The organism is Comamonas kerstersii (genome assembly GCF_002056725.1).
In the GTDB taxonomy this organism is placed as follows: domain Bacteria; phylum Pseudomonadota; class Gammaproteobacteria; order Burkholderiales; family Burkholderiaceae_C; genus Comamonas; species Comamonas kerstersii.
The window spans coordinates 1,727,965-1,740,228 of record NZ_CP020121.1 but is presented as its reverse complement, the minus strand read 5'-3'; the positions used below and the strand labels follow the sequence as shown (position 1 = coordinate 1,740,228).

Here is a 12,264-nt window from a genome sequence, read left to right as displayed (position 1 = left end):
AATGACTACTGCTTTGAAACCCTGGCCCTACCCCCGCTGGGTGGCCCACCGCGGTGCTGGCAAGCTGGCACCAGAGAACACCATGAGCGCCTTCCGCCTGGGCGCACACTACGGCTACCGCATGTTCGAGTGCGACGCCAAGCTCTCCAAGGACGGCGTGCTGTTCCTGATGCACGACGCCACGCTCAACCGCACGACCAATGCACAGGGCACAGGCAGCGACCTGACCATGGGTGAGATCGCCCAGCTGGACGCAGGCAGCTGGCACTCGCGTGCTTTTGCTGGCGAAGCCCTGCCTACGCTGGAAGCGCTGAGCCGCTGGTGTCTGGCCAACCACTACTTCCTGAACGTGGAGATCAAACCCACGCCCGGCCAGGAACTGGAAACCGGCCGCGCCTGCGGTGCGCTGATGAACAAGATCTGGCCACAGACAGAAGTGCAGCCGCTGTTCACCTCGTTCAAGCCTGATGCACTCCAGGGTGCCAAGGAAGTCGCGCCCCATATCCCCCGCGGCCTGCTGGTGGACAAGTTGGCCGATAGCTCGGGCGATGCCGACCTGCAGATCGCCCTGGATCTGGGCTGCCAGGTCATGGTGCTCAACCACGCGCTGTGGACACCCGAGCTGGTGGCCAAGGTGCATGGTGCAGGCCTGCGCTGCAGCAGCTACACGGTAAACGACGAATGGGCGGCACAGCGCCTGATCGATCTGGGCACCGACGCCATCATCACCGACCGTGTGGACCTGTTCAGCCCTGCACAAAGCGGTGCAAACATCTAAAACAATAGCTGCCAGCGCTTGCAAAAAGCCAATTTCAGAATCAAAACCATCTGAAATGATTGTTTGACAAGCGCAAGCCGCTATAAAAACAAAGACCTCTCCGACTGGAGAGGTCTTTTTTCATGCCCGTCTGTCTGGTGATCAGCTACGGGGCAGATACTGCATCTGCTCACGCACATGCTGCGCCACCACACGCATTACTTCCTGCAGATGCTGCTGCACCTGCGCAAAGTTGGCACTGGGCTCACGCGTGTCTTCATCCAGATAGATACGGCGGTTGATCTCAATCTGCAGGCTATGGCGCTGGTACTCAGGCTGCCCAATGCGGCCAATCAGCGCCACGCCCTTGTACGGGTCGTTGTAGGCCACGCTGTAGCCCTGGCTTTGCAGCGTCTCGCCAATCAGGCGGATAAAGGCCGGGTCGCAGGTGGTGCCATCACGGTCCCCCAGCACAAAGTCCGCCAGCTGGCGCTCGGGCTGGCCCAGACGCACAAAGACATCGCTGGGCATGGAGTGCAGATTGATGTGCCACACACCACCAAAGCGGTCCACACTCCAGCGGATAGCCTGTGCCAGCGCCGCATGGTAGGGGCGCCAGTAGCGCTCAATGCGCTGCTGCACCTCCGCCACACTGAGCTTGCGGTCGTACATGGGGGTTGCCTTGCCCGCCTGGCTGATCTTTTCCCAGATCAGCCCCAGCCCCTGCTGCGTCTTCACGCTGGGTGTCAAAGGCTCGGGCCATACCCCATCCAGCATGGCGGGGTTGATGTCGCCTTCCTCGCGGTTGGGGTCAATGTAGGTGCGAGGAAAAGTGGCCTCAATCAGCGTCGCACCGTGCTCGGGAAAGGTTTCCCACAGCTGCTGCACCAGCGAGTCTTCACCACGGCGCAGCAGTTGCAAGGGCACGCAGCTGCCAAAGTCAGCCGGGTAGGCCGTGCCGCTGTGCGGAGAGTCACACACCAGCGGCAGTACTTCACCCTGCGGCGGATGCACCAGTACAGGCGCATCCGGGCGGGGCTTCAAAAATTCAGGCAAGTCTTGCATCAGTCAATTCTGATGTTGGCACGCTTGGCCACAGCGGTGTAGCGCTCAATAGCCGCATCAATTTGCTTGGCAAACTCTTCGGGGGAGTTGCCCATGCCCTCACCCGCGATTTCCTTTTGCTTCTTCTGGAAGTCGGGGTCCTGCATCACTTGGTGCGCAGCAGCGTTGAGCTTGTCAATGATGGGCTTGGGTGTGCCAGCAGGCGCGACCAGACCAAACCAGCCGCCATCACCCATCTCGGGGAAGCCCAGCTCGGTGTAGGTGGGCACATCAGGCAATACCTCTGCACGCTTGAGACCCAGCACCGCCAAGGGACGCAGCTTGCCAGCCTTGATGTTGGTCAGCGAAGAAGACAGGTTATCGGTCATGGCATTGACCTGCCCACCCAGCGCATCATTCAGGGCCTGGCCAGCGCCCTTGTAAGGCACATGCAGCAGCTCAATGCCAGCCAGGTTCATGAAGTTCTCGATATTGGCGTGGCCCAGCGAACCCGTGCCGGGGGAGGCAAAGCTGTACTTGCCGGGTTCTTTCTTGGCCAGCGCAATGAATTCCTGCATGGTGTTGGCAGGCACGCTGGGGTGCACCACAAACACGCTGGGCACAGCCATCACATTGGTGATGGGCGCAAAGTCCTTGCGCGCGTCATAAGGCAGCTTGCTCATGATGGCAGGGTTGGAGCCGTGGGTAGATACGGTCGCCATGCCGATGGTGTAGCCATCAGGGGCCGATTTGGCAATTTCCGCAGCGCCAATGGAGCCACCTGCACCGCCCTTGTTTTCAATCACCACCGCCTGACCCAGGATGGGGCCCATCTTGTCAGCCAGCAGACGGGCGACGATGTCGGTAGAGCCACCTGCCCCAAAAGGCACGATCAGCTTGATGGGGCGGCTAGGATAGTTATCAGCGGCCCAGACAGCAGGTGCAATGGCAGCCATGGTGGCAGCAGCGGCAACAGTCTTCAGCAGAGTGCGGCGCAGATTCATGGGGTTTCTCCTAGGTTGGGGAACAGGTATGAGAAGAATGCACACATTCTTTTCTGCTTGTAAAAAAGTGAAAAGAGACAAAAAAACAAGCATGCATTACCAAAGGTAATAATTCAGGCATGAGACTGCAGTCCCCTTCGATTTCCGAACTCCATGCCTTTGCGCAGGCCGCACGCCTGGGCAGCTACACGCAGGCAGCCGAATCGCTGCAGGTCACACAGGGCGCCATCAGCCGTGCGATTGCGCGCCTGGAAGAGCATCTGGGCTTTGCCGTGTTCGAGCGCCAGGGCAAGCGCAATGTGCTGACCACGGCAGGCCGCCAGTATCTGGATGCGATTGCACCGGCCATCTTCACCATCGAATCCACCACCCAGGCCATGCGCCGCAAACGCGAAGGCCGCCGCGTGCGCCTGTCCATGCCACCCACGCTGTTCAGCCACTGGCTGATTCCGCGCCTGCCGGACTTCAATGCACGCCATCCGGATACCGTGCTGTCCTTCGCTCCCTATCGGCGCGATGATCCGCTGACCGCCCCTGACATTGACGCCTGGATTCGCATTGGCAGCATGCCCTTTCCTGACACCGTAGAGGCTGACTACCTCATAGGCCGCGATCTGGTGCCAATCTGCCTGCCGCAGGATGCGCTGAGCATCTGCCGCCCCCAGGATTTACTGCGACGCCCGCTGCTGGCCCACACCAATTACCCGGATAACTGGTCACGCTGGTTTGAAAAAATGGGCTGTGACGGCCCCTGCCCTGCCCCTGTGGCGGACTTTGAGCAGGTCGGCATGCTGGTGCAGGCAGTGATTGCAGGCATGGGCGTGGCCGTGGTGCAACGCTGCCTGATAGAAGATGATCTGCTGGCCGGGCGCATCGCCATTCCCATACATCGGCCGTTTCAGCTGGAGCGTGGCTACTTTCTGTGCCAGCCTGCGGGACGCCCCGCTTCGCATGCCATGGAAGATTTTCGCCAGTGGCTGCTGGCACAGGCAGCCACAGACAACCAGCGCTATGCCGTGGAGCAGTAAACCATACAGAAGCGGCGTGACTCAGCGCCCCTTGCGCCAGCCGCCCGACATCAGCCACTGGCAACTGCCCAGCGCCAGCACCAGGGCAGCGTAGGTCATCATGCGCCCGTCCTGCCCGCTGAGCACCAGCCCCATGGCCAGCACCACAATGCCCAGCAAGGCATTGATGCCTGCCATCCAATACCATGGCAGCAAGTGTTCTTTTTTGCGCCATACCAGACGGGCTCCGGCAGCCAGCACTGCCGCGACAAACACCGCGGGTGCAACAAAGCTCAACAGATGAATAAGAAAGTCAAGGGCAGACATGAAATGACACAGATCAAGGCTTTGAACACATGGGCAGCGCAAAACAGCAGCAAATTTTATAATCACGCCCTATGGCAGTCTGGGCTTTAGGCATCAACCACAACACGGCACCGTTGGATCTACGGGGCCGTTTTGCATTTGCGATCGACCAAATCGCACCCACGCTGCATGGGCTGCGCAGTGCATTGACCAGTGCAACGCAGCATCCTGAGGTGGAAACCGCCATCCTCTCCACCTGCAACCGCACTGAAATCTACTGCGCTGCAGGCGCGCCAGCGCTGGATCACACCCTGCAATGGCTGGCCCAGTCCGGTGGCGTCAGCCCCAATGTGCTGCGCTCGCACTCCTACCTGCTCGAAGATGGCTCCGTAGCCCGCCACGCCTTCCGCGTGGCCTCGGGTCTGGACTCCATGGTACTGGGCGAAACCCAGATTCTGGGCCAGATGAAAAACGCCGTGCGTGCCGCAGAAGAAGCTGGTGCGCTGGGCTCTACGCTGAGCCAGCTGTTTCAGCGCAGCTTTGCAGTGGCCAAGGAAGTGCGCTCCTCCACCGAAATTGGCGAACACTCGATTTCCATGGCCGCCGCCGCCGTGCGCCTGGCCGGTCAGCTGTTTGAAGACCTGAGCCAGATCCGCATTCTGTTCGTGGGCGCTGGCGAAATGATTGAGCTGGCCACCACCCACTTTGCCGCCAAGCGCCCCGCCCAGATCACGATTGCCAACCGCACCATGGAGCGCGGCGAAAAGCTGGCCGAGCGCTTTGGCGCCAGCGTCATGCCGCTGGCCGAGATTCCCAACCACCTGCACGAATACGACGCCATCATCAGCTGCACAGCATCCACCCTGCCCATCATTGGCCTGGGTGCGATTGAAAGCGCGCTGAAGAAACGCAAGCACCGCCCCATGTTCATGGTGGACCTTGCTGTGCCCCGCGACATCGAACCCCAGGTGAAGAACCTGCGCGACGTGTATCTGTACACCGTGGACGATCTGGCCAGCGTAGTGCGCACAGCCCAGGCCCAGCGCCAGGCCACCGTGGCACAGGCCGAGGTCATCATCGACGCCGGTGTGCGCAACTTTGTGCAATGGATGCAGCAGCGCGCCCAGGGCGGCGTGGTGCCTCTGATCCAGCAGCTCAACGCCCAGACCGACGAATGGCGGGCGCTGGAAATTGCCCGAGCCAAGAAGCTGCTGGCCAAGGGTGAAGACATTGACGCCGTGCTCGACGCCCTGTCGCGCGGCCTGACCCAGAAAATGCTGCACGGCACATTGGCTGCCCTGCACAAGGGCTCGCCCGACGAGCGCGCCCAGACGGTGGACACCGTCTCCAGACTGTTCCTGCGCTCCGGCAAGGCCGGCAAGCGTTAGCGCCCCTGTCTGCTCCGGCTTAGCGCCAAATCACCTGACAGCGCCTGCCACACAGGCGCTTCCAGCTACCTTTTGTGTAGCATTCCCCCCTCTCAGACTGACCATGAAACCATTCCTGCGCACCCAGCTGGAGCGCTATGCCCAGCGCCTTGAAGAACTGGACTTTCTGCTCTCGCGCGAAGACATCATGGGCGACATGCAGCAGTACAACCGCATCTCGCGTGAACATGCCGATGTCACCGCCGTCGCAGGCCGCTACAGGCGCTACCAGCAGGTCGAAGCCGATATCGCCACGGCCCGTGAGATGCTGGATGACCCCGACATGGCTGACATGGCGCAGGAAGAAATCACCGCCGGTGAAGCCGAACTGATCAGGCTCGAAGACGAGCTGCAGCGCCTGCTGCTGCCCAAGGACCCGGACGACCAGCGCCCCGCCTATGTGGAAATCCGCGCCGGTACGGGCGGTGATGAGTCCGCCCTGTTCGCCGGCGATCTGGCCCGCATGTACACCCGCTACGCCGCCAACATGGGCTGGAAGGTGGAAATCATGAGCGCCAACGAAAGCGAGCTGGGCGGCTACAAGGAAGTGGTGCTGCGCATCGAGGGCGACAACGTCTACGGCCTGCTGCGCTTTGAATCTGGCGGCCACCGCGTGCAGCGCGTACCTGCCACCGAAACCCAGGGCCGCATCCACACCAGTGCCTGCACGGTGGCCGTGATGCCCGAGCCCGATGCACAGCAGGCCATCACCCTCAACCCTGCCGATCTGCGCATCGACACCTTCCGCGCCAGCGGTGCCGGTGGCCAGCACATCAACAAGACCGACTCCGCAGTGCGCGTGGTCCACATTCCCACCGGCATCGTGGCCGAGTGCCAGGACGGTCGCAGCCAGCACAGCAACAAAGCCAAGGCACTGCAGGTGCTGCAGGCCCGTATCCAGGAAAAGGAGCGCAAGGAACGCGAAGCCAAGGAAGCCGCGCTGCGCAAGGGCCTGATTGGTTCGGGTGACCGCAGCGACCGCATCCGCACCTACAACTTCCCGCAGGGCCGCCTGACGGACCACCGTATCAATCTGACGCTGTACAAGCTGCTCAATATCATGGAAGGTGACCTGGGCGATGTGATCGAGGCCCTCAAACAGGCACGTGAGGCCGAGTTACTGGCAGAACTGGAAGTCAACAGCTAAAGCCTTTCACAGCCAAATTGGCCTTCAAGGCTTATCCCACCTGCGCTAACAGCTATACAAAGTGAATACTTCTCTGACACTGCGCCAAGCCCTGCTCCACGCCCACCAACTGGGCCTGGAGCGCATTGATGCGCAGATGCTGCTGCTGCACGCCATCGGCCAGCCCGGTGCCGGTCGCGCCTGGCTGCTCACGCATGACGATGATGCCCTCACGCCTGCGCAGCAGGCACAGTTTGCAGCGCTGTGCGCCCAGCGCCTGGATGGTGTGCCCGTGGCCTATCTGACAGGCTGCAAAGAATTTTTCGGTCTGCCGCTGCAAGTGGATGCCCGCGTGCTCGATCCGCGCCCCGACACAGAGACGCTGGTGGAATGGGTGCTGGATGTGATTGAAAAAAAGCTTGCACCTGCGGTGATTGACCTGGGCACCGGCAGCGGCGCCATCGCCCTGGCGGTGCAAAGCCAGCGCAAGGATGCGGCCGTCACTGCCGTGGACTTCAGCCAGGATGCGCTGGACGTGGCACGGGCCAACGCCCAGCGCCTGCAGCTGCCTGTGCACTTTGTGCAGTCTTCCTGGCTGGAGCAGGTCGAAGGCGTGTTTGATGTGATTGCCAGCAACCCGCCCTATATCCGCGAAGATGACACCCACATGCCAGCGCTGCGCCACGAGCCCCGCCACGCACTGACCAGCGGCGAAGATGGCCTGGATGACATCCGCACAATCATTGCCCAGGCTCCTGCGCATCTGAAGGCCGGTGGCTGGCTGCTGCTGGAGCATGGCTGGGACCAGGCACAGGCCGTACAGCAGCTGCTGCGTGAAGCTGGTTTTACCGAAGTGCACAGCCGCCAGGACCTGGCAGGCATTGAACGCTGCACCGGTGGCCAAATCCCGCTAACAGCCAGCGCCCCAATACAGTGAAATAATGTCAGGCACTGCTGGCACAAAAACTGGCCAGCTCCCCTGCAAGGAGAACCCATGAGCGACGTACAACAACGCATTGACCAACTGGTCAAAAACAACGACATCCTGCTGTTCATGAAGGGCAGCGCCAGCTTTCCCATGTGCGGCTTTTCCGGCCGTGCGGTGCAGATTCTCAAGGCCTGCGGCGTAGACCCCAAGGCCATCGCCACGGTGAACGTACTGGAAGACCAGGAAATCCGTCAGGGCATCAAGGACTACAGCAACTGGCCCACCATTCCTCAGCTGTACATCCGCGGTGAATTCATCGGCGGCTCGGACATCATGATGGAGATGTACGAATCGGGCGAGCTGCAGCAAGTGATCAACGGCGAAGCCTAAAGCACATGCGCACCGCCGGGACCATGCCAAGCCCAATGACCAGTGCGACTGGCATGGCCCCTGCTTTATCTGAAACCGCCCCTGTGGGCGGTTTTTTCGTTCTCGACCGCAGGGCAGCGGTACGAAGCAATGTTCAACGCCGGCATGCGAAGGAGGCATGCAACCCAGTGACATTCGGCCGTCACCAGCCACTCCCCTGACTTATGACTCTCACCCAAAGCCTGCTCATCATTGCGTTGTTGATTGCTGCCAGCGCCTTTATTGCCGTGGCCGAGATTTCTCTGGCCGCATCCCGTCGTCTGCGTCTGCGTCAGATGGCCGACGAAGGCGACCCTCGCGCGGAAAAAGCCATCCAACTGCAGGAGCAGCCCGGTGATTACTTCACCGTGGTGCAAGTCGGTCAGAACGCGATTGCGATTCTGGGCGGTATCGTCGGTGAAAGCACGTTCAGCGCCCCGCTCACCGATTTGCTGGACGACTGGATCGGCCCCAGCATGGCGCAAAACCTGGGCTCGGTGACCTCGTTCTTTCTCATCACCTCGCTGTTCATCCTGTTTGCTGACCTGCTGCCCCGCCGCCTGAGCATGGTCGAGCCTGAGCGCCTGCTGCTGGTGGTGCTGCGCCCCATGCTGCTGTGCATGACCATCTTTCGCCCCGTGGTGTGGTTCTACAGCCGCATCACCGATGCCGTCATCCGCATGACAGGCCTGCCCGACAAGCGCAACGAGCAGATCACCTCGGACGACATCCTGGCCATGACCGAAGACGGTGCCCGCGCCGGTGTGCTGGCCGAGCGTGAACAGCAGGCCATTGCCAACATCTTTGAGCTGGACACTCGCACCGTGGCCTCGGCCATGACTACGCGCGACAGCGTGGCCTACTTTCTGCGTGATGACCCTGACCATGTGATTCGCGCACGCATTGCCGAAGAGCCCTTCTCCACCTACCCCGTGTGCGAAGGCGATATCGACCACGTCATCGGCTATGTGGACGCCAAGGATTTGTTCCAGCGCGTGCTCAACAACCAGCCCATCTCGCTGCTGGACGACAGCCTGATCCGCAAGGTGCTGATCGTGCCCGACAAGCTGACGCTGGCTGAGGTGCTGGACCAGTTCCAACAGGCCCATGAAGACTTTGCCGTCATCCTCAACGAATACAGCCTGGTCGTGGGCGTGGTGACGCTCAACGACGTGATGAGCACGGTGATGGGCGACCTGGTCTCGCCGGACGATGAAGAGCAGATCATTCAGCGTGACGAGCACTCCTGGCTGATCGACGGCATCACGCCGATTGATGATGTGATGCGCGTGCTTGACCTCGAAGAGCTGCCTCATGAAGAGGAATACGAAACCCTCGCGGGCTTCCTGATGGTGATGCTGCGCCGCGTGCCACGCCGCACGGACAGCGTGGACTGGGGCGGCTACCGCTTCGAAGTCATGGACGTGGACAGCTACCGCATCGACCAGGTGCTGGTCTCACGCCTGCGTGACGCCCCCCATGGCTCCGAGCTGGTTGACCCTGCCTCGGCCCTGTCTGCCATGGCAGCCGTAGCAGCTTCTGCCGCCGCCGAGGCCCCCGCAGACAACAGTGCGCAGGCAGAGACCGCACCTGCTGCCAAGCCAGGCGCAACCAGCCCACAAACACCTATAGTGCCCTGAAGGCGCAACACAGCTGGGCAACTGGCAGCTTAAAAACAATAGCTGCCAGCGCTCACAAACAAAGGACTTCAAAGGCATTTACCTTTGAAGTCCTTATTTTTTGCGCGCTAGGCGCTTAACTTTTAATAGCTAAACATTCAGCTGCTGCTCTCTGGCTCATACAGCCACTGCTTCTGGGCACGCAGCACCAGATCCGGATAGGCGCTCTTGCCGCGACTGCCGTTGTAGCGGCCCAGCGCCATGAACAGATCACCACGCTCCATGTCCAGATAGTGCCGCAGAATGACGCAGCCAAAGCGCAGATTCACCTGGGTCTGGAACAGCACATGGGGGTTGCCATCGCCAATCAGCCGCACCCAGAAAGGCATGACCTGCATGAAGCCAATGGCACCCGCCGAAGAGACCGCATATTTGCGGAAACTGCTTTCCACCTGGATCACACCCAGCACCAGCGAGACATCCAGCCCCGCACGCTTGGCTTCGTACCAGGCGGTCTGCAGAAACTCCTTGCGCACTTCCAGATCAGGCATGCGGCTGCGCAGACGGTCGCTGATGGCCACCAGCCAGCGCAGATAGTCCATGCGCGCCTCGGTGCTGGCAAAGACCGGCTCCGGTGGACTGGGGTCGTGCACGGCAGCGCTCAGGGCGCTGCGCACCGAGTCAGCCAGCGGCTCTTCCAGCTGAGAGCCAGCCCAGACGCTGGCAGCGCTGCTGCCCACCGCGCACGAAGCGGCCAGACGCAGCCACTGGCGTCGCGACACAGTGCAGGATGGGGACAGCATATTCCGCATGGAGCACCTCTCTCAGTGAAGCATGCTCAGGCCACCGCAACGGCAGGCCCGAGCACAGAGCACAAGGCTTACAGGCCCAGCTTGGCCTTCAGATGGGCCAGTACTTCGCCAGTAGCCACCTTGGTCGCTTCGGTATCGCGGCGGTGCTGGTATTCCACCACGCCGTCCTTCAGACCACGGTCACCCAGCACCACGCGGTGGGGCACGCCGATCAGTTCCCAGTCGGCCAGCATGGCACCGGGACGTTCGTCGCGGTCGTCCAGCATCACGTCCACGCCCAAAGCCAGCAACTCGCTGTAGAGCTTTTCAGCTTCGGCCTTCACAGCTTCGCTGCGGCCCATGCCGATGGGGCAGATCACCACGGTGAAGGGGGCGATAGCATCGGGCCAGATCATGCCGCGCTCGTCGTGGTTCTGTTCCACAGCCGCAGCAGGCAGACGGGTGATACCAATGCCGTAACAACCCATTTCAAAGAACTGGGGCTTGCCGTTGTCACCCAGGAAGGTGGCATTCATGGCCTTGGAGTACTTGGTGCCCAGATAGAACACGTGGCCAATTTCAATGCCGCGCTCAATCGCCAGCTCACCCTTGCCGTCTGGGGACTTGTCGCCTGCGACCACATTGCGCAGATCCGCCACCACTTCTGGCTCGGGCAGATCACGGCCAAAGTTCACACCGGCCAGGTGGAAGTCCACCTCGTTGGCACCGCAGACAAAGTCCGCCATCACCGCCACTTCACGGTCTACGACCAGCTTCACGGGCTTCTTCAGGTTGACGGGGCCCAGGTAACCTGGCTCGCAACCGAAGTGGTCCACGATTTCCGCCACGGACGCAAAACGGAAGTTGGCCAGACCTTCAATCTTGCCGACCTTGATTTCATTCATTTCATGGTCGCCGCGCAGCAGCAGCAGCCAGACCTGGGTCTTGACGATTTCGCCTTCTTCGTTGAGCTCGTCCGTAGCCAGTACCAAGGACTTCACGGTCTGCTGCAGGGGCAGGCCAAGCTGCTCGGCCACGGCTTCGCAGGTGCTGTTGCCGGGTGTAGCCACCTTTTCCATGGGCTTGGAAGCCGCAGGACGTGGGCCTTCGGGAGGCAGGCACTCTGCCTTTTCAATATTGGCGGCGTAGTCGCTGTTGGGGCAGTAGACGATGGCGTCTTCACCCGTAGAAGCAATCACCTGAAACTCTTCGCTCAGGTCGCCACCAATCGCGCCGGAATCGGCACGCACAGCACGGTACTGCAGACCAAAGCGGTCAAAGATGCGCTGGTAGGCCGCGCGCATGGTCTGGTAGCTGATCTGGGCACTGTCGCGGTCCTTGTCGAAGGAGTAGGCGTCCTTCATGATGAACTCGCGGCCACGCATCAGGCCAAAGCGGGGACGGCGCTCGTCGCGGAACTTGGTCTGGATCTGATACAGGTTCTTGGGCAGCTGCTTGTAGCTCTTGAACTCCTGGCGGGCGATGTCCGTCACCACTTCTTCGGAAGTGGGCTGGATCACAAAGTCGCGGCCGTGGCGGTCCTTGATGCGCAGCAGCTCGGGGCCCATCTTGTCAAAGCGGCCCGTTTCCTGCCACAGCTCGGCAGGCTGCACCACGGGCATGGTGGTCTCCATGGCACCTGCACGGTTCATTTCTTCGCGCACGATGGCTTCGACCTTGCGGATCACGCGCAGGCCCATGGGCATGTAGTTGTAAATGCCAGCACCCAGCTTTTTGATCATGCCAGCCCGCATCATGAGCTTGTGGCTGACCACTTCGGCGTCCGCCGGAGCTTCTTTCAGGGTGGAGATAAGAAATTGGGAGGCTTTCATGAGGGAGATACTGAA

12 protein-coding genes are annotated in these 12,264 nt (G+C 61.0%); 7 read left to right on the top strand and 5 right to left on the bottom strand.

Annotated features, from left to right (window positions below):
• Nucleotide 1 precedes the first annotated feature (1 nt).
• Complete coding sequence (gene ugpQ / locus B5M06_RS08140; protein WP_054067397.1) at nt 2-778, top strand: glycerophosphodiester phosphodiesterase; 777 nt, start codon at nt 2-4, stop codon at nt 776-778.
• A gap of 141 nt (nt 779-919) precedes the next feature.
• Here ugpQ and B5M06_RS08135 read toward each other — a convergent pair whose 3' ends face one another.
• Both B5M06_RS08135 and B5M06_RS08130 read right to left on the bottom strand, forming a co-directional pair.
• Nucleotides 920-1,822, bottom strand: coding sequence for an N-formylglutamate amidohydrolase (locus tag B5M06_RS08135; RefSeq protein WP_054067396.1), 903 nt, complete (start codon nt 1,820-1,822; stop codon nt 920-922).
• A complete protein-coding gene (locus B5M06_RS08130) occupies nt 1,822-2,805 on the bottom strand; it encodes a tripartite tricarboxylate transporter substrate binding protein BugE (protein WP_054067395.1) in 984 nt (327 codons plus the stop codon). Before B5M06_RS08130 ends, B5M06_RS08135 begins: the two co-directional genes overlap by 1 nt.
• Nucleotides 2,806-2,924: 119 nt before the next feature.
• Between B5M06_RS08130 and B5M06_RS08125 the strand changes: the two genes are divergently transcribed.
• The gene (locus tag B5M06_RS08125; RefSeq protein WP_054067394.1) at nt 2,925-3,833 is read left to right on the top strand and encodes a LysR substrate-binding domain-containing protein; all 909 of its coding nucleotides are present in this window, start codon (nt 2,925-2,927) and stop codon (nt 3,831-3,833) included.
• A gap of 21 nt (nt 3,834-3,854) precedes the next feature.
• On the opposite strand, the gene B5M06_RS08120 is transcribed toward B5M06_RS08125, so the two are convergent.
• Nucleotides 3,855-4,139, bottom strand: coding sequence for a hypothetical protein (locus B5M06_RS08120; RefSeq protein WP_054067393.1), 285 nt, complete (start codon nt 4,137-4,139; stop codon nt 3,855-3,857).
• Nucleotides 4,140-4,210: 71 nt separating this feature from the next.
• On the opposite strand from B5M06_RS08120, the gene hemA reads away from it, so the two are divergent.
• The 5 genes from hemA to paeA all read left to right on the top strand — a co-directional run bounded on the left by hemA (nt 4,211) and on the right by paeA (nt 9,647).
• Nucleotides 4,211-5,506 (top strand): glutamyl-tRNA reductase, encoded by a 1,296-nt coding sequence (gene hemA, locus B5M06_RS08115; RefSeq protein WP_054067392.1) that lies wholly within the window; start codon nt 4,211-4,213, stop codon nt 5,504-5,506.
• A 103-nt stretch (nt 5,507-5,609) separates the two neighbouring features.
• Nucleotides 5,610-6,692, top strand: coding sequence for a peptide chain release factor 1 (prfA, locus tag B5M06_RS08110; protein WP_054067391.1), 1,083 nt, complete (start codon nt 5,610-5,612; stop codon nt 6,690-6,692).
• 61 nt (nt 6,693-6,753) lie between these two features.
• On the top strand, nt 6,754-7,608 hold the full coding sequence (gene prmC, locus B5M06_RS08105; RefSeq protein ID WP_054067390.1) for a peptide chain release factor N(5)-glutamine methyltransferase: 855 nt from the start codon (nt 6,754-6,756) through the stop codon (nt 7,606-7,608).
• A 57-nt stretch (nt 7,609-7,665) separates the two neighbouring features.
• Nucleotides 7,666-7,989, top strand: a complete 324-nt coding sequence (gene grxD, locus B5M06_RS08100; protein ID WP_054067389.1) for a Grx4 family monothiol glutaredoxin — start codon at nt 7,666-7,668, stop codon at nt 7,987-7,989.
• A 203-nt stretch (nt 7,990-8,192) separates the two neighbouring features.
• The gene (gene paeA / locus B5M06_RS08095) at nt 8,193-9,647 is read left to right on the top strand and encodes a polyamine export protein PaeA (protein ID WP_054067388.1); all 1,455 of its coding nucleotides are present in this window, start codon (nt 8,193-8,195) and stop codon (nt 9,645-9,647) included.
• Between the two features lie 137 nt (nt 9,648-9,784).
• Here paeA and B5M06_RS08090 read toward each other — a convergent pair whose 3' ends face one another.
• Nucleotides 9,785-10,429 (bottom strand): transglycosylase SLT domain-containing protein, encoded by a 645-nt coding sequence (locus tag B5M06_RS08090; protein WP_240184048.1) that lies wholly within the window; start codon nt 10,427-10,429, stop codon nt 9,785-9,787.
• Nucleotides 10,430-10,506: 77 nt separating this feature from the next.
• A complete protein-coding gene (locus B5M06_RS08085) occupies nt 10,507-12,249 on the bottom strand; it encodes a proline--tRNA ligase (RefSeq protein ID WP_054067387.1) in 1,743 nt (580 codons plus the stop codon).
• Between the last annotated feature and the right edge of the window lie 15 nt (nt 12,250-12,264).

What these genes read in the sequence shown, in the direction of transcription:
- ugpQ (WP_054067397.1), top strand. Translation starts at nt 2, where the DNA reads ATGACTACTGCTTTGAAACCCTGGCCCTACCCCCGCTGGGTGGCCCAC.
- B5M06_RS08135 (WP_054067396.1), bottom strand. Translation starts at nt 1,822, where the DNA reads ATGCAAGACTTGCCTGAATTTTTGAAGCCCCGCCCGGATGCGCCTGTA.
- B5M06_RS08130 (WP_054067395.1), bottom strand. Translation starts at nt 2,805, where the DNA reads ATGAATCTGCGCCGCACTCTGCTGAAGACTGTTGCCGCTGCTGCCACC.
- B5M06_RS08125 (WP_054067394.1), top strand. Translation starts at nt 2,925, where the DNA reads ATGAGACTGCAGTCCCCTTCGATTTCCGAACTCCATGCCTTTGCGCAG.
- B5M06_RS08120 (WP_054067393.1), bottom strand. Translation starts at nt 4,139, where the DNA reads ATGTCTGCCCTTGACTTTCTTATTCATCTGTTGAGCTTTGTTGCACCC.
- hemA (WP_054067392.1), top strand. Translation starts at nt 4,211, where the DNA reads ATGGCAGTCTGGGCTTTAGGCATCAACCACAACACGGCACCGTTGGAT.
- prfA (WP_054067391.1), top strand. Translation starts at nt 5,610, where the DNA reads ATGAAACCATTCCTGCGCACCCAGCTGGAGCGCTATGCCCAGCGCCTT.
- grxD (WP_054067389.1), top strand. Translation starts at nt 7,666, where the DNA reads ATGAGCGACGTACAACAACGCATTGACCAACTGGTCAAAAACAACGAC.
- paeA (WP_054067388.1), top strand. Translation starts at nt 8,193, where the DNA reads ATGACTCTCACCCAAAGCCTGCTCATCATTGCGTTGTTGATTGCTGCC.
- B5M06_RS08090 (WP_240184048.1), bottom strand. Translation starts at nt 10,429, where the DNA reads ATGCTGTCCCCATCCTGCACTGTGTCGCGACGCCAGTGGCTGCGTCTG.
- B5M06_RS08085 (WP_054067387.1), bottom strand. Translation starts at nt 12,249, where the DNA reads ATGAAAGCCTCCCAATTTCTTATCTCCACCCTGAAAGAAGCTCCGGCG.